Origin of the sequence: Methylobacterium sp. Leaf111 (assembly GCF_001423285.1) — a bacterium.
In the GTDB taxonomy this organism is placed as follows: domain Bacteria; phylum Pseudomonadota; class Alphaproteobacteria; order Rhizobiales; family Beijerinckiaceae; genus Methylobacterium.
On record NZ_LMNE01000007.1, the window covers coordinates 38,791 to 62,041 of the forward strand.

25 protein-coding genes are annotated in these 23,251 nt (G+C 71.3%); 9 read left to right on the forward strand and 16 right to left on the reverse strand.

Going from position 1 to position 23,251, the window contains the following annotated elements:
• The first annotated feature begins 43 nt into the window (after window positions 1-43).
• Window positions 44-649 (forward strand): c-type cytochrome, methanol metabolism-related, encoded by a 606-nt coding sequence (locus ASF41_RS07500; protein ID WP_082486902.1) that lies wholly within the window; start codon window positions 44-46, stop codon window positions 647-649.
• Window positions 649-1,503: a rare earth element methanol dehydrogenase accessory protein XoxJ gene (gene xoxJ / locus ASF41_RS07505; RefSeq protein ID WP_056348590.1), complete on the forward strand. Its 855-nt coding sequence runs from the start codon at window positions 649-651 to the stop codon at window positions 1,501-1,503. The genes ASF41_RS07500 and xoxJ overlap by 1 nt, the downstream gene beginning before the upstream one ends.
• A 469-nt stretch (window positions 1,504-1,972) precedes the next feature.
• Here xoxJ and folK read toward each other — a convergent pair whose 3' ends face one another.
• From folK to ASF41_RS07585, 16 genes are all read right to left on the reverse strand, one after another.
• Entirely contained in the window at window positions 1,973-2,464 is a 492-nt protein-coding gene (gene folK, locus ASF41_RS07510) for a 2-amino-4-hydroxy-6-hydroxymethyldihydropteridine diphosphokinase (RefSeq protein ID WP_056220262.1), read from the reverse strand.
• The gene (folB, locus tag ASF41_RS07515) at window positions 2,461-2,835 is read right to left on the reverse strand and encodes a dihydroneopterin aldolase (protein ID WP_056492078.1); all 375 of its coding nucleotides are present in this window, start codon (window positions 2,833-2,835) and stop codon (window positions 2,461-2,463) included. The genes folK and folB overlap by 4 nt, the downstream gene beginning before the upstream one ends.
• Complete coding sequence (folP, locus tag ASF41_RS07520) at window positions 2,832-3,605, reverse strand: dihydropteroate synthase (RefSeq protein ID WP_156394257.1); 774 nt, start codon at window positions 3,603-3,605, stop codon at window positions 2,832-2,834. Before folP ends, folB begins: the two co-directional genes overlap by 4 nt.
• 238 nt (window positions 3,606-3,843) lie before the next feature.
• Window positions 3,844-4,224, reverse strand: coding sequence for a hypothetical protein (locus tag ASF41_RS07525; RefSeq protein ID WP_056220271.1), 381 nt, complete (start codon window positions 4,222-4,224; stop codon window positions 3,844-3,846).
• Window positions 4,205-4,939: a hypothetical protein gene (locus tag ASF41_RS07530; protein ID WP_244479586.1), complete on the reverse strand. Its 735-nt coding sequence runs from the start codon at window positions 4,937-4,939 to the stop codon at window positions 4,205-4,207. The genes ASF41_RS07525 and ASF41_RS07530 overlap by 20 nt, the downstream gene beginning before the upstream one ends.
• Window positions 4,936-6,093, reverse strand: coding sequence for a pyrroloquinoline quinone biosynthesis protein PqqE (gene pqqE, locus ASF41_RS07535; RefSeq protein WP_056382755.1), 1,158 nt, complete (start codon window positions 6,091-6,093; stop codon window positions 4,936-4,938). The genes ASF41_RS07530 and pqqE overlap by 4 nt, the downstream gene beginning before the upstream one ends.
• The gene (gene pqqC, locus ASF41_RS07540; protein WP_056492081.1) at window positions 6,090-7,172 is read right to left on the reverse strand and encodes a pyrroloquinoline-quinone synthase PqqC; all 1,083 of its coding nucleotides are present in this window, start codon (window positions 7,170-7,172) and stop codon (window positions 6,090-6,092) included. The genes pqqE and pqqC overlap by 4 nt, the downstream gene beginning before the upstream one ends.
• Before the next feature lie 143 nt (window positions 7,173-7,315).
• On the reverse strand, window positions 7,316-8,218 hold the full coding sequence (gene pqqB / locus ASF41_RS07545; RefSeq protein WP_056492084.1) for a pyrroloquinoline quinone biosynthesis protein PqqB: 903 nt from the start codon (window positions 8,216-8,218) through the stop codon (window positions 7,316-7,318).
• A 43-nt stretch (window positions 8,219-8,261) separates the two neighbouring features.
• Entirely contained in the window at window positions 8,262-8,351 is a 90-nt protein-coding gene (gene pqqA / locus ASF41_RS07550; RefSeq protein ID WP_055889187.1) for a pyrroloquinoline quinone precursor peptide PqqA, read from the reverse strand.
• Window positions 8,352-8,551: 200 nt separating this feature from the next.
• A complete protein-coding gene (locus ASF41_RS07555; protein ID WP_055951546.1) occupies window positions 8,552-9,256 on the reverse strand; it encodes a response regulator transcription factor in 705 nt (234 codons plus the stop codon).
• Window positions 9,253-10,875, reverse strand: a complete 1,623-nt coding sequence (locus tag ASF41_RS07560) for a HAMP domain-containing sensor histidine kinase (RefSeq protein WP_056270609.1) — start codon at window positions 10,873-10,875, stop codon at window positions 9,253-9,255. Before ASF41_RS07560 ends, ASF41_RS07555 begins: the two co-directional genes overlap by 4 nt.
• Window positions 10,876-11,131: 256 nt before the next feature.
• Window positions 11,132-11,338, reverse strand: a complete 207-nt coding sequence (locus tag ASF41_RS07565; RefSeq protein WP_056492087.1) for a hypothetical protein — start codon at window positions 11,336-11,338, stop codon at window positions 11,132-11,134.
• 203 nt (window positions 11,339-11,541) lie between these two features.
• Window positions 11,542-12,336 carry a formylmethanofuran dehydrogenase subunit C gene (locus ASF41_RS07570; protein WP_056492092.1) on the reverse strand — a complete coding sequence of 265 codons (795 nt, stop codon included), beginning with the start codon at window positions 12,334-12,336 and terminating at the stop codon, window positions 11,542-11,544.
• The gene (gene fhcD / locus ASF41_RS07575; RefSeq protein ID WP_056220295.1) at window positions 12,333-13,289 is read right to left on the reverse strand and encodes a formylmethanofuran--tetrahydromethanopterin N-formyltransferase; all 957 of its coding nucleotides are present in this window, start codon (window positions 13,287-13,289) and stop codon (window positions 12,333-12,335) included. Before fhcD ends, ASF41_RS07570 begins: the two co-directional genes overlap by 4 nt.
• A 33-nt stretch (window positions 13,290-13,322) precedes the next feature.
• Window positions 13,323-14,966 carry a formylmethanofuran dehydrogenase subunit A gene (locus ASF41_RS07580; RefSeq protein ID WP_056220298.1) on the reverse strand — a complete coding sequence of 548 codons (1,644 nt, stop codon included), beginning with the start codon at window positions 14,964-14,966 and terminating at the stop codon, window positions 13,323-13,325.
• A complete protein-coding gene (locus tag ASF41_RS07585; RefSeq protein WP_056348613.1) occupies window positions 14,960-16,051 on the reverse strand; it encodes a hypothetical protein in 1,092 nt (363 codons plus the stop codon). The genes ASF41_RS07580 and ASF41_RS07585 overlap by 7 nt, the downstream gene beginning before the upstream one ends.
• Before the next feature lie 300 nt (window positions 16,052-16,351).
• Here ASF41_RS07585 and ASF41_RS07590 point away from each other — a divergent pair, with 300 nt between their 5' ends.
• The 7 genes from ASF41_RS07590 to fae all read left to right on the forward strand — a co-directional run bounded on the left by ASF41_RS07590 (window position 16,352) and on the right by fae (window position 23,151).
• Complete coding sequence (locus ASF41_RS07590; protein WP_056270703.1) at window positions 16,352-17,320, forward strand: beta-ribofuranosylaminobenzene 5'-phosphate synthase family protein; 969 nt, start codon at window positions 16,352-16,354, stop codon at window positions 17,318-17,320.
• A 110-nt stretch (window positions 17,321-17,430) separates the two neighbouring features.
• The gene (locus ASF41_RS07595) at window positions 17,431-18,324 is read left to right on the forward strand and encodes an NAD(P)-dependent methylenetetrahydromethanopterin dehydrogenase (protein WP_056220304.1); all 894 of its coding nucleotides are present in this window, start codon (window positions 17,431-17,433) and stop codon (window positions 18,322-18,324) included.
• 104 nt (window positions 18,325-18,428) lie between these two features.
• Window positions 18,429-19,487, forward strand: coding sequence for an ATP-grasp domain-containing protein (locus ASF41_RS07600; protein ID WP_082504161.1), 1,059 nt, complete (start codon window positions 18,429-18,431; stop codon window positions 19,485-19,487).
• Window positions 19,484-20,470: a methenyltetrahydromethanopterin cyclohydrolase gene (gene mch / locus ASF41_RS07605; protein WP_056220310.1), complete on the forward strand. Its 987-nt coding sequence runs from the start codon at window positions 19,484-19,486 to the stop codon at window positions 20,468-20,470. The genes ASF41_RS07600 and mch overlap by 4 nt, the downstream gene beginning before the upstream one ends.
• 167 nt (window positions 20,471-20,637) lie before the next feature.
• Window positions 20,638-21,549, forward strand: a complete 912-nt coding sequence (locus ASF41_RS07610) for a RimK family alpha-L-glutamate ligase (RefSeq protein ID WP_056270623.1) — start codon at window positions 20,638-20,640, stop codon at window positions 21,547-21,549.
• On the forward strand, window positions 21,546-22,391 hold the full coding sequence (locus tag ASF41_RS07615; RefSeq protein ID WP_056492097.1) for a triphosphoribosyl-dephospho-CoA synthase: 846 nt from the start codon (window positions 21,546-21,548) through the stop codon (window positions 22,389-22,391). Before ASF41_RS07610 ends, ASF41_RS07615 begins: the two co-directional genes overlap by 4 nt.
• A 247-nt stretch (window positions 22,392-22,638) precedes the next feature.
• On the forward strand, window positions 22,639-23,151 hold the full coding sequence (gene fae, locus ASF41_RS07620) for a formaldehyde-activating enzyme (protein WP_056220318.1): 513 nt from the start codon (window positions 22,639-22,641) through the stop codon (window positions 23,149-23,151).
• The last annotated feature ends 100 nt before the right edge of the window (window positions 23,152-23,251 follow it).

Sequence of the window (23,251 nt, forward strand, 5' to 3'; positions counted from 1 at the left end):
ACGCGGCTGGTGAGCCGACGTGGTGTTCCTGGGAGAAACGTCGTTGTACACCTTTAGCAAAGCCGTCATCCGCCCTCTCGCGGCAGCGTTCGCTCTCGCGTCGGTCTCAACGCTCGCCGTGCAGGCCCAGGATGCGAAGAAGGCTGATCCGGCCCTCGCCAATCAGCTCGATCCGAATGCACCCGAGAAGGACCCGAAGCTGATCGACAAGTTCGCGGCCGTGAAGGTCGAGGACGGAAAGTATCAGGACTCGGAAGGTCACCCCACCTACCATATTACCGCTGATGGCAAGAAGTTCGACTGGTACGCCTACTCGGGCTACCGCCGCTATCACGCCGAGTGCCACGTCTGCCACGGACCCGATGCCATGGGTTCGACCTACGCGCCGGCCCTGAAGGACTCGCTCAAGACGATCGGCTACGAGGAGTTCATCGGCATCCTCGCTGGCGGCAAGCGTGACTCGCAGGCCGGCCAGGAGCGTGTGATGCCGGCCTTCGGCGATAACAAGAACGTCATGTGCTACGCCGACGACCTCTACGTCTACCTGAAGGCCCGGGCGTCCGGCGCCATGCCGCGCGTCCGCCCGACCGACAAGGAAGACAAGCCCGAGGCCGCCAAGACGGCTGAGAAGGAGTGCCTGGGCGGCTAATGGCGCATCCAGGCTCCCGGACGGGCCTCGCGCTCGCGCTCCTGCTGCTCGCAGCCGGAGCGCGACCTGCGCTGGCACAATCGCTGCCGGACCTCGTGACGACGGACACTCTGCGTGTCTGCGGCGATCCCGGAAACATGCCGTTCTCCGAACGCAAGGAGGACGGCTTCGAGAACCGAATCGCCGCGATCATCGCCGACGAGCTCAAGGTCAAGATCCGGTACTACTGGCTGACGCAGGGGCCCGGCTTCGTCCGCAATACCCTCGGCACGGGCCTCTGCGACCTCATCATCGGCTCGGCCGCCGGTGGAGAGCTCGTCCAGCACTCAAATCCCTATTACCGCTCCGCCTATACGCTGGTCACCCGCACGGGCGAGTTCGACGGGGTGACCCGGCTCGACGATCCCAAGCTGAAGGGCAAGTCCATCGGCGTCATCGGCGGCACGCCCCCGGTGAACCGGATGGGCGAGGTCGGCCTCGTCAGCTCCATGAAGGCCTACGCGCCCTATCAGCTCGATCCGGCCCGCAAGCACCAGACGGTCTCGGCCGAGGTCATCGCGGATCTCGCCGAGAAGCGCATCGATGCCGCCATCCTCTGGGGGCCCGCCGCCGGCTGGCTCGCCAAGCACAGCGGCGTGCCGATGACGGTGGTGGCGCTGCTGCAGGAGCCCGATCGGCCGCCGCTCACCTTCCGGATCGCCCTCGGGGTGCGCCTGGAGGAGAACGACTGGAAGCGCACCCTCAACACGATCCTTCGCAAGCGCCGCGCCGATATCGAAAAGGTGTTGCGCGACTACGACGTGCCGCTGCTGGAGGAAGAGGGCAACAAGCTCCTCGACGCTCCGAGCCCCTGATATTGCCCCCGAGGATGTCGGGGGCGACAGGAGAGAGACCGCGATGGCGGCGATCGGATGGGCTCCGTCGCCGCCATCGTCGTTCAGACCCCTGCGCGCGCGCATCGTCGACCAGCGCCCATGGCCGCGGTTCACGACGGCCCTTCGGATCGAACCGGACAGGGCCGACCGCATCCGCGTGGAGCAAGGCATTCGCCGCCTGACGCCTCTCTGCGCGGGAGCTGGGATCCTCGTGCCCCGATCTGGTCTCCCTCGGGGTCAGCCCGGAGGGCCAGAAATCCCGCGCGGGCGACGGGCGCATGCCGGAGAGTACCGACGCGATCGCCGAACGCAACTCGGGCTGTCCCGGCTCGGCCCATTGCACCGCCTCGTCGCCTGGACCGACGGCTGCGTCGGCGTCACGAATGCCGAGAGGGCGGCTCTTTCCGCCGGGGTCGATCCCAGATCCCCGATCGAGATCCGGCCCAGATCAGACCCGCTCGATGCCGGCGGCGTCGAGCTTGGCGAGGGCTGCGGCGACCGTCTCCGGCCCAATGCGCAGGGTGGGGGCGATCTCGGCCAGAGGCACCAGCACGAAGGCGCGCTCGCGCACGAAACGGTGTGGCAGTACGAGGCGCGCATCCGAGATCGTCGCGCCCTCGTAGGACAGAACGTCGATATCGATCACCCGCGGACCCCAACGGCGTTCGCGCACCCGGCCCATGGCGGTCTCGATGGCGAGGCCCACCTCCAGGAGTTCGTGCGGGGTGAGGCTGGTCTCGATCCCGATCGCGGCGTTGAGGAACCAGTCCTGGTCGGTGTCGCCCCAGGGCGGCGTGCGATAATTCGACGAGCGCGCGGTGACGCGGATGCCCGGTGTGGCCGCCAGCCGCGCCACCGCATCGGCCAGGGTCGCGGCCTTGTCGCCGAGATTGCTGCCGAGGCCGAGATAGGCGGCGTGCCAGTCCGGTCCACGCCTCATCGAGCAGCCTCGCGGCGGCGCACGATCTCGATGGCGACGCCGTCGATCACGGCCGGGACCGGCGCGCTCGGCTTGTCCACCCGCACGCGGATCTCGGTGATGGGCGAGTGACGGTCGAGGATCTCGCCCGCGATGGCTTCCGCGAGGGCCTCGATCAGGGCGAAGCGCCGCTGCGTGGCGATCCGGGTCACGATCTCGGTGAGGTCGGCGTAGCTCACGGTCCGGGCGACGTCGTCGGAACGCCCGGCCGCCCCGAGGTCGAGGCGCACATCGAGCGAGACGTAGAAGCGCTGCCCGAGGCGGGCCTCCTCGGGCAGGAGGCCGTGGAAGGCAAAGACCGCGATCCGGTCGACGAGGATGCGGTCGCTCATGCGGAGCGTCCCATCACGGCGTCGACCACCCGCAGGGCATCGACGTGCGGGCGGACATCATGAACGCGCACGATCTGCGCCCCGAGGGTGGCGGCGAGGACGTGACTGCCGATCGAGCCGAAGAGCCGGTCCACCGGCTTGGTCTCGGCATCGTGCAGGCGTCCGAGGAGGGATTTGCGCGAGACGCCGACGAGGACGGGAAAGCCGAGGGCCACGATCTCGGGCAGGCGCCGCAGGGCTTCGAGGTGCTGCGCCCAGCTCTTGCCGAAGCCGATACCGGGATCGAGCACGATGTCGCCGTCGCGCAGGCCGGCGGCCCGCGCGATGGCCAGCGAGCGCTCGAAGAAGCGCAGCATGTCGGCGACGATGTCGAGGGCCGGATCGATGGTCTCGCGGTTGTGCATGATCATCACGGGCGCGCCGTAATCGGCGGCGACCCGGGCGATATCGGGCTCGCGCTGCAGGCCCCAGACGTCGTTGACCATGCGGGCGCCGGCCTCCAGCGCCACCCGGGCGGTCGAGGCCTTGTAAGTGTCCACCGAGATCGGAACGGGCAGGCGGGCCGCGAGGTCGCGGATCACCGGCAGGATCCGAGCCTGCTCCTCCTCGGCCGGGACGGGCACGTGGCCGGGGCGGGTGGATTCGCCGCCGATATCCACCAGGGCCGCACCCTCCGCCACCAGGGCCTCAGCCTGGGTGCGGGCGGCCACGACATCGGCGAAGCGGCCGCCATCGGAGAACGAATCGGGCGTGACATTAAGAATGCCCATCACGAGCACGCGCCGACCGAGATCGGGCAGGAGCGTCGTCAGCGGAGCCGGCAGGTCTGGGGGCACGGGATGCTCGGGTTCGAAGGCGGGCGCGACCGGAGCGCGTCCTCGGCCGGGATGCCGCTGTCTTTGAACGCAATGCCCGGTCGGAGCAACGCCCCTGCCGGCGCTGGGGCCGAACGGAGCCAAGTCCTGCGCCGCCGCCGGGCGGCGCCCCTGCGACGTCCGCGTGACCCGGTCAGGTCCCGCCGCGGTAGCAGCGGATCTCGGCCTCGGCCTGGGCCCGGCGCAGGTCGGCCACCTGATCGTCGAAGACCTTGGTCGACTTGAACTGCGCGGTGCGCTGGCCGATGCCCTGGCGCAGGGACAGCACGGTGCTGGCCTGGACATACTTGTCGTAGGGCAGCAGCGAGGCGAGGGCATCCAGGGAGCAGGAGCAGCGCGACAAGGATTCGCGCGACTGGCCGTTCGCCGCCATGCAGCCGAAGATGTAGTCGGCCCGGGCCTCCGTGGGGTAGTCGTTCTCGGACTCGGCCGCGGTCGCCGCACCCGCCAGGAAGGCCGCGGCGCAGGCGCCGGCGGCGAGGTGCGGGAGCCGCTTAACCAGCGTTCGGATCATAGCTCAGGTTCTCCTGCAGGAGTTCGCCGCCCTCGGCGTTCTTGGAGCTCGCCTCGATCGAGACGAGCTCGCCCGGCACGGCCGCGGACGTGACGAAGGTGTATTTCAGGTTCTCGAAGCCGCGCATGCGCTCCTTCATCTTGTCGTCGAGGAAGGGCTGAGTTTCGATGCGCCAAGCGTCGACCTTCTGGCCCTTGTAGTCGATCTGCATCGGCGTCACGGTGGCGTTGTCGCGCAGGCCCTTGCGGATGGCGTTCTTGATGTAGCGCGGATTGGCCATCAGCACGCGGGCGAGATCCATGAGATGGTGCTCCAGGAAGAGCGTCATCACCGGGTTGCCGGGCATGTCCTCGAACGGGCCGGCCGGGAAACGGTTGGCCCCGGAGAACATCTCCACGCGGATGTTGCGGTTCTCCGCAGCGTTGCCGGGCTCGATCCCGAGCTTGATCGTGTCGTTCAGCGGCGGTCCGAACGGGCCCTTCGAGATGCCGCTGCGGCGCAGGTAATCGTAGGTCAGCTTCGACCCGGGCGGGACGTTCTTCATCTGCGGCTGCTCGAAGAGCAGGTCCGAGGCGTCGGGCGTCGTCGCGGTGCTGGCCTTTGTCACGGCGGACGCGTCGGGCGTCGCCGGTGGCGCGGGGGTGGTCGGCGGGGTCTGGGCGAGGGCGGGTGCGCTGGCGAGCATCAGCAGCGCGGCGAGTGTGACGGGCTTCAAAGCGGCGCTTCCTCATTCAGCGGCGGACGTACATTGGGCTGCACGTTACTGCCGATGGTCCGGTAGATGTAGTCGGGCGGGGTCTCGGCCGCCTCCTCGGCGGCGAGGCCCCGCACCTTGGCGTGGAGCGGCGAGAGCGAGCAGGCCGGATCGGTGGCCGCCGCATCCCCGGCGAGAGCCAGGGCCTGGCAGCGGCAGCCGCCCCAGTCCTTCTCGCGCCGGTCGCAGGAGCGACAGGGCTCCTGCATCCAGTCCGTGCCGCGATAGGCCGTGAAGGCCGGCGCGTTCGCCCAGATGTCGCCGAGCGAATGGTCGGACACGTACCAGAATTCGAGGTTCGGGATCGTCTCGGCCGCGTGGCAGGGAAGCACCTTGCCCTGCGGCGTCACGTTCATGAGCTTGCGCCCCCAGCCGCCGGCGCAGGCCTTGGGGTATTTCGCGTAGTAGTCGGGCACCACGAGGTCGATGACGAGCTGGCCCTTCAGGCGCTCGCGGGCGGCCTCGACGATGCGGATCGAGCGGTCGACCTCCGCTTTATTCGGCATCAGGGCGGCGCGATTCACGTAGGCCCAGCCGTAATACTGGGTGTGGGCCACCTCCAGGCGCTTGGCCCCGAGCTTCACCGCGAGATCGATGAAGCCCTCGACCTCGTGGATGTTGCCCCGGTGAATCACCGAGTTCAGCGTCAGCGGCAGGCCGAGCTGGGTCACCCGCTCGGCGAAGGCGAGTTTCTGCGGCTGGGCGTTCTTGAGGCCGCCGATCTTCTCCGCATTGGCCGCGTCGACGCCCTGCACCGAGAGCTGCACGTGGTCGAGGCCCGCCTCGTAGAGCGCGTCGAGCTTCTGCAGGGCGCCCCCGACGCCGGAGGTGATGAGGTTGGAATACAGGCCGAGTTTCGCGCAGGTCGCGGTGATCTCGACGATGTCGTTGCGCGCCGTCGGCTCGCCGCCCGAGAGGTGGACGTGCAGCACGCCGAGGCCCGCCGCCTCCGTCAGCACCCGCTGCCACGTGGCGGTGTCGAGCTCGCCCGAGCGCCGGTCGAGCTCGAGCGGGTTCGAGCAGTAGGGACAGCGCAGGGGGCAGCGATGGGTGAGCTCCGCCAGGAGCCCGACCGGTGCCGGCAGGGTGGGGGCGTTCGGCGTGATCGCGTTCATCGCTCCAGGACCCGTTTCGTGGCCAGATCGTTCAGCATCACGAGGATGTCGGCCTCGATCACGGCGGGGTCCGCCGTGAATTTCTCGCCCAGCAGGGCGGCGATGGCGCGCACGCTGCGCTGCCCGTCGACCAGTTCGAGAACCGCCACCGCGTTGGCGTCGAGGTCGAAGGTGCGCTCGGGCGCCAGGAGGACGTGCTGGTTGCGCACGGCATCGTGGCGCAGGCGCACGCCCCGGGGCAGGCGCGGCACGTCGAGCGCCGCGAGGGTGCCGGTGCCGGCCGCCTGCGCCACGGCGGGCTCGGGGACGAGCCCCGTGCCGGGCGTCCAGGCGTCGGGCGGGGTCAGGCCGGGGGCCACGTAGGCGAAGTAGAGGGCGTCGAGCTGGGTCCAGAGCACATTGCACTTGAAGGTCAGGGCATCCATCGCCTGGCGCTGCAGGGCCGGCGTGGTGGCGTGCTCCTTGACGTACGCGATGGCGAAGTCGGCGTCGCGCGGAGCCTGGGTCAGGCGCTTGTCGAAATAGGCCAGCGTGTCCTTGGTGATGAAGTCGTAGTTCTTCAGCATCCCGGCCACCCGCTCCGAGATGATGGTCGGCGAGAACATCTCGGTGAGCGAGGAGGCGATGGCCTCCAGCAGCGAGCGCTCCTTCACGAAGTGCACGTAGGCATCCACCGAGAACCGGGTTGCCGACAGGATGCCTTGCGTCGATTCCACGTAGTCGCGGGCAAAGTCCACGCCCTCGGCGAGCTTGAGCCAGCGCTCGATGCCGCCGTCGCCGGGGGCGTCGCCGTCGTGGTCGACGATGCGCTGGCGCCAGACCCGGCGCAGGGACGCGTCGGTCATGCGCGCGAGGACGGCGGCGTCCTTCACCGGGATCATCGCCTGATAATAGTAGCGGTTCAGCGCCCAGGCCCGGACCTGATCCTTGCTGAGCTTGCCGTCGTGCAGGAGCCGGTGGAACGGGTGCAGGTTGTGGTAGCGGCGCGCGCCGATGTCGCGCAGGGCCGCTTCCAGCTCCTCCGGCGAGAGCAGGCGCTGGGCCTCATCGGTCTTCGGGGTCGGGAAGGGCGCGGTCATGGCGTGGCTCGCGGATCAGCGTGGAGCGGTTTTAGGAACTTTTCTTATCAATCGAGCCGCGCCCCGTGAAGGCCGCGGGCGCGCCGACGCAATTCAATCGGACACAATGTATGTCGTCGGCACTAAACTGCCAGATGGACGCCTCACGAAAGAGTCAGCGTCAAACCGTCATGGGCCACGGTCCAGCCCGCGGCCTCGACCTGGCGCCGCGCCTCGGAGCCCTCGACCAGCACCGGGTTGGTGTTGTTGATGTGGACGAAAACCCGGCGGCCGATCGCGACGTCGGACAGGGCCCCGATGGAGCCGCCCTCGCCGGTCATCGGCACGTGGCCCATGCGCCAGCCGGTCTTGGTGCCGACGCCGGCGCGGATCATGTCGTCGTCGAGGAGCACGGTCCCGTCGAAGAGCAGGCCGTCGACCCCGCCGATGCGGGCCTTCAGGTCCTCGGTGACGCGGGCGCAGCCGGGAATGTAGGCGAGGCGCCGCCCGCCGGCCTCGATCATCGCGCCCACCGTGGTCTCGGTCTCGGCGCCGATCTGCAGGGTCTCGTCCTCCAGCCAGAGGGGCACCTTGCCGGGCACCGCGAACAGGGTGACGTGCAGGCCCGGCACCGGCTCGAAGCGCCGGTCGAGGGCGATCGGCTCGCGGGCGACGACGCCCGTGGCCATCACGTCGAACACCCGGTTGGCGTTGACGGAGTCGAGGATGCCGGCGGTGCCGTAGAGGGTGAAGGGCTGGCCCTCGCGCAGGGTCAGCAGGCCGGCGACGTGGTCGACGTCGCCGTTGGTCAGCAGCACGGCCTGGATCGGCGAGTGCCGCAGCCCCGTGCGCGGGTGCATCGCCGGATTGTCGAACAGTTGCTGGCGGAGATCGGGGGAGGCGTTCACCAGGAGCCAGCGCTCTCCATCGGGGGAGACGGCGATGCTCGACTGGGTCCGCGGCCTGACGCGGGTCTCGTCCTCACGGGCGAGGGAGCAGATCGGGCAGCGGCAATTCCACTGGGGAAGGCCGCCGCCCGCGGCCGAACCGAGGATCAGGACATGCATGGTGGAACCGACGCTGCCTTCGGACCCTCGGGTTCGACGAAACTCAGTTGAAGGTGTCGATCTCAGCCGACTCGTAGCTGGTGACTTCCATGCCGACGCAGATCTCGGAAACGATGGGGGCAGCCCAGGTCATGGTGTTTCTCCTGAAGGTTTCTTCTGAACGTCAGCAGCATCCCGATCGCCTCTAAGAAGATCGTAAGACACTGACGGCGCAGAGATTTCTGTCGCCGCGCTGGTATCGACAATTTGGCCCGGCAGTTCAAGCGCTAAATTGCCGGTTCCTCCCGTCCACCCCCGCGAATCCGGTGTCGGCGTTAACGCGGCATGCCCGTTTCAGTGCCGGAAATCCTGTCCCTTCAGGTCCAGCATGAAGCCCCGGCCCCGCACCGTGACGATGACCGGGCCGCCGAGGCGGACGAAGTCGGACAGCTTGGTCCGCAGGTAACCCACGTAGACATCGACGACATTCAGGGAGAGGCCGCCCTGACCGGCCCAGAGCTTGTCGAAGATGTCGCCCCGCGAGACCGGGTGGTTGGCGTTGTCCATCAGCAGGGCGAGGAGCTCGGCCTCGCGGGGGGTGAGGCGCGCCGTCGCATCCGCGAATCCGACCTGACGGACGGTCAGGTCGAGCATCAGCTTGCCGGCGGTGACCAGGGTGCGGGGCTCCTCCGAGGCCTTGCGGCGCAGGAGGTGGGTCTGGAGGCGGGCCAGGAGCTCGTCGAAGACGAAGGGCTTCACGATGTAGTCATCGGCCCCGAGCGCCAGCCCCTCGGCGCGGTCGCGGACCTCGTCCCGGGCGGAGAGGAAGAGTATCGGCCCCGGATAGCCGCCCTCGCGCAGGGAGCGGCAGACATCGTGGCCGGAGCCGTCCGGCAGGGTGATGTCGAGAACCACCGCCTCGGGCGCCTCGGCGCGGGCGGCCGCGAGGGCGTCGTCGACCCGTCCGGCGACGCCGACGGAGAAGCCCTCCGCCTCCAGGCCGCGGGCGAGCATGGCGCGAATGTCGCTGTCATCCTCGACGATCAGTACGCGCGTCATGCCACGGTCTCCTGGGCGCCCGTCGGGTGAGGCGAGGGGGGATGCTCGGCGTCGCTGGGGGACAGCGCGGGCAGATCGAGGGCCACCTGCGCACCGCGCCCGCCCGGACCCGCCCCGAGGCGGATCGTGCCATCATGCCGCTCCACGACCCAGCGCGCCAGGGCCAGGCCGATGCCGAAGCCGGCCTCTCCCGTGGGGCTGTCGCGGCGGAAGCGCTCGAACAGGCCGTCGCCGAGGTCGGGGAAGCCGGGCCCGTCGTCGGTGATCGTCACCACCGCGTGCCCCCCCTCCGCCCGCGCCAGGGCGACCACCACCCGGGTGAGCCCGGTGGCGTGGCGCAGGGCGTTGTCGATCAGGCTCTCGACCACCTGGCGCAGCCATTCCCGGTCGGCGAGCAGCATCGGGTCGGCCTCGACCAGAGCGAGGCTCAGCGCCACGCGGCGGCGGGCGGCCTCGGAGCCCATGCCGTCGACGGCGTCGGCGAGGATCTCCCCCGCGCCCACCGGGCGGCGGTCGAGCTCGATCTGCCCCGATTCGGAGCGGGCGACGCGCAGCAGGTCCTCGACCCGGCGCTTCAGGCGCAGGGCGCGCTTGCGGATGGTGGCGAAGACCGGGGTGACGTCGGTCTGGCGCCCGGCCGAGCGGGCCGCGATGTCACATTCGCCCAGGATGACCGTGAGGGGCGTGCGCAGCTCGTGGCTGACATCGGCGAAGAAGCGCCGGCGCGAGCGGTCCACCGCTTCCAGGCGGGCATTGGCGGCGCGCAGATCGAGGGTGCGGGCCGCCACCGTGTCCTCCAGGGCGGCCCGGTCGGCCGCGAGCCGGCCCTCGCGCCGGGCGAGGCGGGCGGCCATGCGGTTGAAGTTCGCCACGAGCAGGCCGAGCTCGTCGCGGGTCGCCACCGACAGGCGGGTGTCGAGCTCGCCCCGGCCCACCGCGCCGGCGGCGCGGCGCACCGCCTCGATCCGGGCCAGCACGGGACGGGTCACCGCCCGGTAGAGCAGGAGCACGAGGGCGAGCGCCCCCGCCACGGCGGCCAGCGACGCGACCCGCAGGGTGCCGGAGAGCGCGCGCGCCGCGTCCGAGCCGGCGATCATCGAGCGCCGCTCCACCTCGATCAGGAAGGAGAGCGGTTGCCCGGTCATGGCACCGAAGCCGTTCAGGGCGCCCCGGATCGCCGCCCGGCGCGACTCGTCCTCCGACTGGCGCAGCACCTGGGTCACCTGCCGGTCGAGGACGGCGCGGGCCGCGCGCAGCTGGGCGAGAGGCCGGGTGCGGGCGGCGTACTGGGTGCGGTCGAGGGGGTCGTCACTCGACGCGATGGAGCGCCCCAGGGCCTCGTCCACCGCCACCAGGGCGCGGTCGACATGGGCGCGCGCCACCGCGAGTCCCTCCGGCTGCGCATCCGGGTTGCTCACCGCCTCCAGGGCGGCGAGCCCGTACTGGGTCATGCGCCCGGAGAGTTCGACCAGAAGTTCGAGGCGCCCCTGGGCCGCCAGCGTCCGGTCGATGGTGCGCTCGGCGGCGCCGATCGAGGCGAGGACGCCGAGGGCCGCCAGGACCACGAGGAGCGCGGTGCCGCCGAGCAGGAGCGCGAACCGGACCTTCAGCGAGCGCATGGTCGTGCCGACATCGTCTTGCCCGATCGTCCTGCCAAACCGTCTTGCGCAATCGTCCCGACGTGTTTCTCGGGCCTTGACCAGGACGGCCACCCGGACTGCACTGCATTCCGCGTTTGCCTGATCATCCCGTCTGCTCCGACGACCTTGCGATCAACATCGGGCGCGCATGCTCTGTAGGCTCAGGGCCGGTTCGGTTGCAAGCGTTGCCGCGCGGCGGGCGCGGGGCGCGCGCCCCTGATCGCGGGCGCCCCGCTTACAGGTCGCGCGGCTGGCTGCCCCGGACGGCGCAGCGCCACCGCGTCACCTGCCATTCCGGGTGCTCCGCCTGCCACTTGGCGATGGCGCTCTGGGAGTTGCGCAGGCAGATGTTCGGGCTGCGCGCCTCGAACAAAAGGTCGATCTTGTCCTCGCGGCACTGCGAGGGCTGCGACAGGAGGCAGATCGAGAGCAGGATGAGCATGAGGAGGCCGGGTTCGCGCTGGGGACAAGCGGGACACCGGCACTATGGTACCGCCCGCGGACGCAGAAAATTGTCCGATCGGGAGGATTGTGCAAGTCCGGAGGGTCATCGGCCCGGCATCGAGGGCCGCCCCTCCGGGGCCGAGACGGTGGGCCCGGCCCTCCGGTTCGCCGTGGGCGCGCCCGAAAGAGCCGGAGACGGCCTCAGGCCGCCACCCAGAGCTCGCCCTTGCCGAGGGTGGCGAGGTCGCCCGAGTAGCGCGTCAGGGCCCCGGCGGCGAGATCCGCGTGGGCCGGGCTGAGGGGGCGCAGCGAGCGGGCCAGGAGGCGCAGGAACACGAGATCGTGCGTGCCGGTCTCGACGAAGCTCGGGGACACGGCCCCGACGGCGCCGGCCAGGAGGGTGCCCCGGCGCATGCCGTAGCCCGGATGGTCGCCCAGACTCGTCGCCGCGATGGTGCCGGCGATCATCCGCGCGCCCGCATGGGTGCCCGCCCGGCCGACCAGGATCAGGCCACGCCGCATGCGGTCGCCGAGATAGTCGCCGGCGCTGCCGCGGATCACCAGGGTGGCGCCGTCGAGGCCGGCCTTGGCGGCGTAGACCGCGCCGCCGGCATGGTCGCCGGCATCGCCCTCGATCGTGATCGTGCCGCCGGTGGCGCCCGAGCCCGCGAAGGGACCGGCCGAACCCGTGACCGTCACCGAGCCGCCGGCCATGCCTTCGCCGAGGCGCTGCCCGACATCGCCGGTGACCCGGATGCGGCCGCCGCTCAGCGATGCGCCGACCCGGTCGAGGCGCGACGAGCCCCCCTCTATGACGAGGTCGTCGGAGCCGTCGAGGGACAGCGTGAAGCAATCGCCGAGCGTCAGGCCGCGCCGGCCCGTGCCGACGGGGAGCTTGCCCGCCTCGGCCTCGGTCAGGCCGCTGAGCGCGAGCGGAGTGACGTGCAGGAAATCGAGCCGCTCCGGCGGCTCCTGGCGCAGGGTGAGGGTACTCATGCCGCTCCAGCCTCGCTGCCCGGCTCCTTCGAGAGCAGGTTCTTCAGATGATAATGGTGGCGGCCGAGATTGCCGCCGTAATTGCCGGCCGTGACGGCCACCAGCCCGTGCGCCGCCCCCGCTTCGGTCGCCGCATGCAGGGCCGCGCGCATGGATTCGGCCACCGCGTCGGAGGTGAGCGCGTCGATGACGATTTCCAGCACGACGCCGACCTCGGCCGAGAGCTCGGTGCCGGCCCGGCCCTTGAGGGTCGGGCAATAGGCGTCGTTGGTCGAGGCCATCATGCCCTTGGTGCGCGCGCCCACCTTCGAGCCGGAGCGGACGATGCCGCCCGGGAAGGGCAGGATCGCGCCGGAGACCGCGCGGGCGGCCTCCACGGCGATCTCGGCGACCTTCAGGGTGTCGGCGTGCTTGCGCCCGAGGAACAGCAGGTTGCCGCCGCCGACCGCGCCGTCCACCGCGCGGACGAAGTCCTCGCACAGGAACTCGCCGTCCATGACGGGGATGCGCCAGTAGCGCCGGGCCTTGCCGGTGACCGGGTCGGTCAGGCGCTTAGCCACCGCGAAGCCGTCGCCGAAGTAGCGGATCGCGCCGCCGAGCTTGATCTTCGTGGGGCCGTCCACGCCGGCGTAGCAGGCGGTGCCCGGGCAGGTGAGGATGCACTGGCCGACCCGCTTGAGGAGCTGGTCCTTGAGGCCGTTCGGCTCGAAGCCGAACAGCAGCACGCGCACGCCGGGGCGCCCGTCCGGGGTCTCCTCGGGGGAGAGCTCGCAGTCGATCCCGGCCTCGGCGCCGCAGCCGATCACCGAGGTGGCGAAGCCCGTCATCACGGTGGCGGCGATCATCGCCCACTTGGCCGTGTCGTTGGTGATGATGATCGCCGTTCCGGCGACGTCGAACGCCTCCGCGAAGGTGTCGATCACCGGAATGCCGTTGAGGGTGAGGTCCGTCATCTCAGTCACCCGTCCCCACGCGACGCATCTTTCTCACGACCGACATGCGACCTCCGCGAACACGTCCGGCTTCGGGAAGGCCTCGTCCGGCACCGCGAAGCTCTTCAGGCCGGTGCCGAAGCGGTCCTGCAGGTAGGTCTCGGAGCGGGCCACCATCGCCTTGTCGGACTCGACGGCGAGTTCCAGGGTGCGGCCCGAGCGCCAGGCCACCACCTCGCCGTCCTCCACGATGGTCTCGCCGTCCTTGAGCACCAGCTTGGCGCGGGCGAACATGGCCGTGCGGTCAGGGTCGTCGCGGTAGATCGCGACGTCGGCCCGGGCGCCCTCGCGCAGATGGCCGCGATCGGCGAGCCCGAGGAGCTTGGCGGGACCCGAGCGCGTCAGCTGGGCGATCTCCGAGAAGCTGTACTCGCGCTCGATGGCGCAGAGGCCGGAGCGCTCGGCGATCACCTTGTGCAGGGAGGATATCTCGCGGTCGCGCTCCTCCTTGTCCATCAGGAAGTGGATGATGCGCGGGTAGTCGGTGAAGGGACCGCCGTTCGGATGGTCGGTGGTCAGGATGGTGCGCTCCGGCTCCTTGGACAGGAGCATGAGCTCGAGGCCGATCGCCCATTGCAGGGAGCTCACGGCGCCGCGCGGCTTGTAAAGGAACGGCACCACGCCGCCGCCCTCCGCGTCGCCCGCGGTGACGATCCACTTCTTCGGGTTGGCGCCCTTGCGACCGGCGAACTGGCGCAGGATGTCGAGGGAGATCGTCACGGTCTGGCCGAAGGCGACCTGGCCGACGTCGTAGGTGGCGTTGGGGTGCGCCTCCATGGCCTCGGTGATGCGCTCGGCCGCCGAGCGGAAGCCGCCCGTGAGGGGGTTCTCGGGGTCGGCGACGCCGTAGCCGTAGAACTGGGCGTGGGCGAAGTGGATGCGCCGCCCCTCCGCCGCCTCCAGGGTGTCCACGAAGGACTCGTCGGCGCCCGGGATGCCGAGGTTGTTGCAGTGGACGTGCAGCGGGTGCGGCACGCCGATCTCCTCGACCGCGTCGAGGAGGGCGCCCATGATCTTGCGGGTGGAGAGGCCGTAGACCGGGATCTCGTCGTCGAGGCTGAGCTTCAGCATCCCGTCCTTGAAGGCCGAGGCGCCGCCCGCGTTGATGCACTTGACGCCGAGGCCCCGCGAGGTCGCCACCGAGAGGGCGACGAGGTCGCGCACCGCCGCCTTGCCCTCGCGCGCCCGCAGGAGCTGGAGCAGATGGTCGTCGTTGCCCATCACCGTCAGGGCGCCGCGGTCGAGCAGCGGGATGTCGGCGAGTTCGAGCTGGGTGGCGAGCGCGTTGGCGGGCGGCATCGCCGGCTCGACCGCCAGGGTGTAGCCCATCCGGGCGTAGTTCGCGCCGATCCAGGCGGCCGAGCCGCCCGCATGCGCGAAGGGATGGCCCTCGGGCGCGGCCTCGCTGGCGTAGAGTTCGGGCAGCAGCAGGCGGCTCATCACCACGTTGCCGCCGGCGATGTGCGAATGGACCTCGACGCCGCCCGCCATCACCACGCAGCCGGTGGCGTCGACGGTGCGGTCGGGCGCGCGGTCGGAGGCGGGCACGACGCGCCCGTTCTCGATCCAGACCTCGCCGACCGCGTCGCGGCCGGCCGTCGGGTCGACGACCCGGCCTCCGTGAATCCGGATCAGCATGCGGCGGCCTTCTTCTGCATGAGGCGGTGTTGAAGTCGATCGTGGATGGCGGTGAGGATGCCGGCCGCGCTCAGCTCGGCGGTCGGGCCGGGGGCCGGCGCGTAGGTGATCGCCGCCCGGCGCTCGTCCCACAGGCTGCCGCCGGCGCTCTCGCCGGGAACGCCCACGGCGAAGACCACGTCGGCGACGTCGCCGCCGGCCTCCGGGCTGCCGACGCCCACGATGGCGACGCTGGGGAGGGTGCCGAGCCAGTCGGGGCGCGGGGCGGGCAGGGAGGCGAGCCACAGGGCGGCGTCCGCCTCGCCGGCGGCGATCTGGCGGGCGCTGTCGAAGCGCCAGGGATCGTGCTCGGGCACGTGCCGGCCGAAACCGACGCGGGGGGCCTGGCCGGTGGTCCAGGCGGCGAGCTGCAGGAGGGCACGGCCCTGGAACGGATCGGCGAGGGGCAGGCCGAAGAAGCGCGTGACCTCGTTGAGGTCCTTGATCATGCCCTGGAGCATCTCGACGCCCAGTTCGCCGATCTCGGCCGGGTCGTACAGCACGACGCCGTACTGCGCGGCGGCGAGGCGCCGGGCCAGGTCGGCATAGGCCGCCTCGCCGCCGAGGTTGCCCTTCAGGAAGGCGCGCAGATGCGCGACCGAGACGGCGAGGCCGCCGACCTCTGCCGGATAGGCTACGTGTCGGGTGGCGCCGTTGCGCGGGCCGCCCAGGGACAGGATCACCCGCTCGGAACCGGCGGCGCGGCCCCGCGTCGCCTGCGTGCCGGCGATGTCCTGGACGATGGGGCGGTCCCAGGGGGCGTTGCCCACGATGAGGACCGCATCGGCCCGGCCGACGGCCTCGGCGGGCGTCGTCGTCATGGCCCCGCTGCGGCTGAGCGATCCGAGCTCGGCATAGAGGCTCGGGCCAGCCACGGGATCGACGGAGGCACCGAGGGCGTCGGCGAGATGGTAGGCGGCGCGCACCGCGCTCAACTCGGCGCAGAGCCCCGCCAGGACAACATTCTGCGCTGAAGCGAGGAGCGTGGCGGCGGCCTCCACCGCCGCGTCCGCGTCCGTCGCACCACCCTTCACCCAGGCCGCCATGCGTTGCACCTTGGAAAATCGAGGGCCCGGCGCGCGCCGTATTCGGCGTCGCGCACGGCGGGACTGAGCCAGTCCGTGTCGTTGGGGCGGCACGTTTGCATCGCCGCCGCCCCCCAGGCAACCCCCCTGAACCGCGTCGGGCGAATCAGACGCCCGGCACCGCGGCGGGAGATTTGTCCGATGCGCTTGCGACGGGTCGGCGCTCCGTGGGAGAAGCCGGCGGCGCGGGATCGGCGGCCCGCGGGGGCACGAGGCCGTTCGGAGCGGGGAGGACGGGGCACGATGGAGGGGATCGACGTGATGCGGATCCCAAGCGGGCCGGGCGGACCCGGCGCCGGCCTTCGCGTGCACGCCCCGGCCCGCCTGCATTTCGGTTTCCTCGACCTGCATGGCGGCCTCGGCCGGCGCTTCGGCAGCATCGGCCTCGCCCTCGACGCCCCCGCCGTGACCCTGACCGCCCGTCCGGCCGAGCGCCTCGACGTGACCGGGCCGGAGGCACGCCGGGCCGCCGCCTATGCGCTGGCGGCCGCGGGCCACCTCGGCATTGCCGGTCACGCCGCACTGACCATCGAATCGGCGATCCCCGCCCATGCGGGCTTCGGCTCCGGCACGCAGCTGGCGCTCAGCGTGGCGGCCGCGCTGGCGGGCCTGGCCGGGCGGCCCTTCGCGCCGGAGGATTTCGCCGACGCTCTCGACCGGGGGAACCGCTCGGGGGTCGGCCTCGCGGCCTTCACCCAGGGGGGCCTCATCGTCGATGGCGGCCGCGACCCCGACGGCAACCCGCCGCCGGTGATCGCCCGCCTGGCCTATCCGGAGGCCTGGCGCGTGGTGCTGATCCTCGACACCGAGATGACCGGCGTCCACGGCACCCGCGAGGTCGCGGCCTTCCGCGACCTGCCGCGTTTCCCGGAGGCGCAGGCGGCCGAGATCTGCCGCATCGTGCTGATGCAGGTGCTGCCGGCCGCGGTCACGGCCGAGCCGGAGGGGTTCGGCGCCGGCATCACCCGGATCCAGCAGCTCATCGGCGACCACTTCGCGCCCCACCAGGGCGGGCGCTTCGCCAGCCCCGCCGTGGCCGCGGCGCTCGCCGCCGTCGCCGACCTCGGACTCGCCGGCTACGGCCAGAGCTCCTGGGGGCCCACCGGCTTCGCCCTGGTGCCCTCGGAGGCCGAGGCCCGCGCCCTCGTGGGCATGCTGGAGCGGCCGGGTCCCCTCAGGTTCCTGATCGCCCGGGGACGCAACACCGGCGCGTCGGTCACCGCGCTTTAAGACGAATCCCGCTAGAGCCGAGCTTCCGCCCACCCGAACCCGGCGGGCTTTGACAATTCGACGCCTCCGCGCACGATCGGGCCGCGTCACAGCACGAAGGGAGTCCGACGATGGCCCGCTCGATCCTGCACATGATCACGCCCCTGAAGCACATGAGCCCGTTCGACGTGAACATGGCGGTGGATGCGGGCTTCGAGACGATCGCGACCTACACCAACGCCACGCTCGCGGACGTGACGACCCTGGTCCAGGACTCGATCTTCTCGCGCAGCCCCCAGGACGGCGTCCGCACCGGCATCTTCATCGGCGGCAAGAACGCCGAGGACGCCCTCGACATGGTCGACCGGGCCAAGAAGGCCCTGGTGCCGCCCTTCGCCAACCACATCTTCGCCGACCCTGCCGGCTCCTTCACCACCGGCGCCGCCATGGTGGCCGAGGTGACCCGCGCCCTGAAATCGAAGTTCGACACCGGCCTCGAGGGCAAGCGCATCGTGATCTTCGGCGGAGCCGGCGTCGTCGCCTATGTCGCGGCCGTGATCGGCGCCCTCCACGGCGCCAACGCGGTGATCGTCGGCCATGACGGCGAGGAGCGTGTCAGCAAGATCGCCAACACCATGCGCTGGCGCTTCGGCGTCGAGGTCGAGGCCGTGGACGGCTCCACCGTCGCCGCGCGCCGCGCCGCGATCGGCAAGGCCGACGTGATCCTCTCGGCCGGCCCGGCCGGCATCCCGATCCTGACGGCGGAGGATCTCGAATCCGCCCCGAACCTGCTCGTGGCCTCCGACGTCAACGCCGTGCCGCCCGCCGGCATCGCCGGCATCGACGTCAACGCCATCGACGTGCCCCTGCCCACGGGCCGGGGCGTCGGCATCGGCGCGCTGGCGGTCGGCAACGTCAAGTACCAGACCGAATCCCGCCTGTTCCGCCGCATGCTCGAATCCCACGAGCCCCTCTGCCTCGATTTTCGCGATGCCTACACCCTGGCGGTCGAGGTGGCGGGCTGAGGGCGGCCCACCCGGGGCTGGGCCCCGGACAGACCCTCCTCGTCGCCGCCCAGTCCGGCCGCGCCCTGGCTCAGGCGGCCCGGCGGGCGGGCCTGCGGCCCCTCGTGCTCGACCTGTTCGGCGATGCCGACACGCAGGCGCTGGCCGAGGGGTACCGCCAGGCCGAGGGCCGCTTCGGGGCCGGGCTCGCGGGTGATGCCCTCGTCGCCCGCTTGGACGAACTCGCGTCCCTGGGATCGGAAAAGCCCCTCGGCATCGTGCTGGGCAGCGGCTTCGAGGCGGCGCCCGCGCTGATGCGGGCCATCGCGGGCCGCTACCGTCTCCTCGGCGCGAGCCCGGATTGCGTCGGTGCGCTGAAGGACCCGGCCACCTTCGCGGCCCTGTGCCGGGCGCACGGCGTGCCGCACCCGGCCGTGACCCGCGCCCCCGTGCCGGATCGGTCCGCCTGGCTCCTCAAGCGGGCCGGGGGCTCGGGCGGCACCCACATCCGCCGGGCGACCGCCGGTGCGGCGCCGCCCGGCGCCTACTTTCAGGCCCGGGTGCCGGGCCGCGCCGTCGCAATCTCGGTCCTGGCTGCCGGCGGCGCCGTCCGAGTCGTGGGCGTGACCGAGCAATGGTGCGCCCCGTCTCCCCTGCACCCCTTCCGCTATGCCGGCGCTCTGGAACGGGGCCGCCACGAACCACCGATCCTCGAGCCACGTCTGCAGGCGGACATCGTCGCGGGCGTGACCCGCCTCGCGGCGGCGACCGGCCTCGCCGGCCTCGCCAGCGCCGACTGCCTCGTCGACGGCGAGGCCTGGTGGCTGACCGAGATCAATCCCCGCCCGGGGGCGACCCTCGACGTGCTCGACCGGCGCGCGACACCCCTGCTCGGCCTGCATATCGCCGCGAGCCTCGGCCGCCTCGGCGATCCCGAACCCGCACCGGTGGATGCGGCGGCGTCCGAAATCTGCTACGCGGCCAGCGGCTACGCGCCGATACCGCCGATCACCTGGCCGGATTTCGTGCGCGACCGCCCAAGACCCGGCACCACGGTGGCGCGCCACGCGCCCCTGTGCACCCTGTTCGCCACAGGGCCGGACTCGGCCGCCACGAGAGCGATGTTGCGAGGCCGGGCCGCCGAATTGCGGATCCAGCTCGCCCTGACGGAGGGACACCCATGACCACGAGCCCGAGCGGCGCGAAATTCCCGTTTCCGAGCGTCAACGCTCTGACCGCTCCCCTGGTGGAGCGGCTGGTCGCCGATGCCGAGGCCCTGCGCCTGTCCGTGACCACCGAGAACGGCGCCCGCATGATCGATGCCGGCGCCACCGTGCGCGGCTCCATCGAGGCCGGCCGCCGCATCGCCGAGATCTGTCTCGGCGGCCTCGGCACCGTCTCGATCGCGCCGTCCGGCCCGATCGCGTCCTGGCCCTACTCGGTGATCGTGCACGCCGCCGATCCGGTCATCGCCTGCCTCGGCAGCCAGTATGCCGGCTGGTCGCTGGCCGACGAGACCGGGGATTCGGGCTTCTTCGCCCTCGGCTCCGGCCCCGGCCGCGCCGTCGCGGCGGTGGAGGACCTCTACGGCGAGCTCGGCTACAAGGACACCGCGCAGCGGACCGCCCTGGTGCTGGAAGCCGCCGGCGGCCCGCCGGCCTCGGTCATCGCCAAGGTGGCCGAGGCCACAGGCCTCAGCCCCGAGCAGCTCACCTTCATCTACGCCCCGACCCAGAGCCTGGCCGGCTCGACCCAGGTCGTCGCCCGCGTCCTCGAGGTGGCCCTGCACAAGGCCCACACGGTCGGCTTCGACCTGCACACGATCGTGGACGGCATCGGTTCCGCGCCGCTCTCGCCGCCGCACCCGGACTTCATCCAGGCCATGGGCCGCACCAACGACGCCATCATCTACGGCGGCCGGGTGCAGCTCTTCGTCGAGGCCGACGAGGCCGACGCCCGGCAGCTCGCCGAGCAGATCCCCTCGTCGAACTCCGCCGACCACGGCGCGCCCTTCGCCGACATCTTCTCCCGGGTGAACGGCGACTTCTACAAGATCGACGGCGCCCTCTTCAGCCCGGCCGAGGTCATCGTCACCTCGGTCACCACCGGCAAGAGTTTTCGCGGTGGCAAGCTGATGCCGGAGCTGGTCGAGGCGTCGTTCCGCTGACCGGACGTGCAAGAACCCTCCCCCCTCTGCGGGGGAGGGTACCTGCGGAGCAGGCGGGAGAGGGGGCGACGTATCCGGATATGGCGCTCCCCTCATCCGACCCGCTGACGCGGGCCACCTTCTCCCGCAGGGGGGAGAGGGAACCGACGTTGAGGTAGTGAGAAAGCATGCGGATCGGGCTCGCGGCCGATAACGGCAACTGGCACAAGGCACGCCTGAGGGCCGCCCTCGAACAGCTCGGCGCCGCGCCGGTGCTGTTCTCCATGGCCGACGTCGCAGTGGTGACGGGGGGCCCCGAACCCCTGCGGGTGCCCGGCTTCGAGACCCTGCCGGACGGCGTCCTCCTGCGCACCATCGCGGGGGGCACCTTCGAGGCGACCACCATGCGCCTGGGCGTGCTGCACGCCCTGGTGGCCAGCGGCACGACCGTGTGGAATTCCCCGAGCGCGATCGAGCGCTCGGTCGACAAGGCGATGACGAGCCTGCTCATCGACCGGGCCGGCCTGCCGACCCCGGAGACCTACGTGCTCTCGAAGCGGGACGCCGCCGCCGCGGTCGTGGCCCGGGAGGCCCGCCCCGGCCGTCCCCTGGTGCTGAAGCCGCTCTTCGGCTCGCAGGGCGAGGGCCTCCAGCTGATCGAGCGCCCCGAGGACCTGCCCGACGAGGAGGCGGTGTCCCGGGTCTACTACCTGCAGCGCTACATCGCCCGCACCGACGGGCTGTGGCGCGACTACCGGGTCTTCGTCTGCGAGGGCCGCGCCATCGCGGGCATGATCCGCGAGGGCGACGGCTGGATCACCAACGTCCATCGCGGGGGCCGGCCGCTGCCCTGGACGATGCCGCCCGCCGCGGCCGAACTCGCCGAGCGGGCCGCCGCGGCGGTCGGCGTCGACTATTCCGGCATCGACCTCGTCGAGGACGGGCAGGGGGGCTACCTCGTGCTGGAGGTGAACTCGATGCCGGCCTGGTCCGGGCTGCAGCAGGTCACCGAGGTCGACATCGCCCTCGCCGTCGCCCGCGGCTTCCTTAACGCCGTGCGGGCCGCCCGTCCGCCCCGCCTCGTCTCGGCCCTCGGATGATCGCACCCGGGACCGTCGCCGCCGCCTACCGCGCGAGCTGCCTCGACGAGCTCGACGCCCTGAAGCCCGGCAACGTCCACGCCTTCGCCGACGGCCACCGCATGGCGGTGGCGGATTTCGTGACGAGCGCCGAGGTCTCGGCTCCGGCCCTGGCCGAGGCGGGCGCGCCGGTCGGCCGGCGGGTGCTCCGGGCCGTCGAGGCGACGATGGACCGCGTCGGCCAGAACACCAATCTCGGCATCCTGCTCCTCTGCGCGCCCCTCGCCCGGGCGGCGGAGACCGCCCCTCCGCTGCGGGTCGCCCTCGCCACCGTGCTCGACGGCTTCGACGCCGCCGATGCCCGCGACGTCTTCGCGGCGATCCGCCGGGCCAATCCGGGCGGCCTCGGCCGGGCCGAGCGCTACGACGTCACCGATTCGCAGGGTCCCGATCCACAAGGCCCCGCCTCGCTTCGGGCCGCCATGGCGGAGGCCGCCCCGCGCGACGCCATCGCGCGGGCCTACGTGACGGGCTTCGCCGATCTGTCCGCCATCGGCCTGCCGGCCCTGGCCGCGGCCCGGGCGCGGGGTCTCGCCCCTCCCTGGTGCACCACCGCCCTGTATCTCGCCTATCTCGCCCGGGTGCCCGACAGCCACGTGGCGCGCAAGCACGGCCCCGACCGGGCGGAGGCCCTGCGGGCCGAGGCCGAGGCGCTGCTCGCCCTCGATCTCGCCGCGGCCCCCGTGGACGCCCTCCTCGACCGGGACCGCGCCTGGAAGGCGGCCCGACTCAATCCGGGCACCAGCGCGGACTTCACGGTGGCGACGCTGTTCCTCGACCGCCTCCTCCGGGCCGAAGCCTGAATCCGGCCGATCGACCGGGATTTCACGGCCTCTCGGGAAGGTTCCGTCCACCGATGAATAAATTGCCAAGCCGACCGGGCTGCGCAGGGTTGTTCCCGGCCGGACCCCAGAGTAGGGTCCGCGCCGCGATCCGGGCTAACCGGTCCGGTCCCTCGATGGACTGGACGCCGTGAACAAGGATAGCTGCCGGCCGCCCCCTGAGCTCGGGAGCGGCCACGTCTTTTCAAGACTTTGGGAGAAACCCCACATGGCGAAGATCAACAAGGTTCTGGTCGGCGAAGCCCTCGTCGGCGATGGCAACGAAGTCGCCCACATCGATCTGATCATCGGACCGCGCGGTTCGCCGGCCGAGGCCGCTTTCTGCAACGGCCTCGTGAACAACAAGCACGGCTTCACCAGCCTGCTCGCGGTCATCGCGCCGAACCTGCCCTGCAAGCCCAACACCCTGATGTTCAACAAGGTCACCATCAACGACGCCCGTCAGGCCGTCCAGATGTTCGGCCCTGCCCAGCACGGTGTCGCCAAGGCCGTTCAGGATTGCGTGGCCGAGGGCACGATTCCCGCCGATGAGGCCGACGACCTGTTCATCCTGGTCGGCGTGTTCATTCACTGGGAAGCGGCCGACGACGCCAAGATCCAGAAGTACAACTACGACGCCGTGAAGCTCTCCATCGAGCGCGCCGTCAAGGGCGAGCCCACCGCTGCCGTCGTCACCGAGCAGCGCAACTCCGCGTCGCACCCCTTCGCGTCGAACGCTTAGATCGGGGGCAGTCCTGGGCAGAGCGCGCCTCCGCCCGCACCGCGGGGCCTGCTCCAGCGACTGGCTTCCATCTTCCTCGGACGATGAACATGAGACGGGG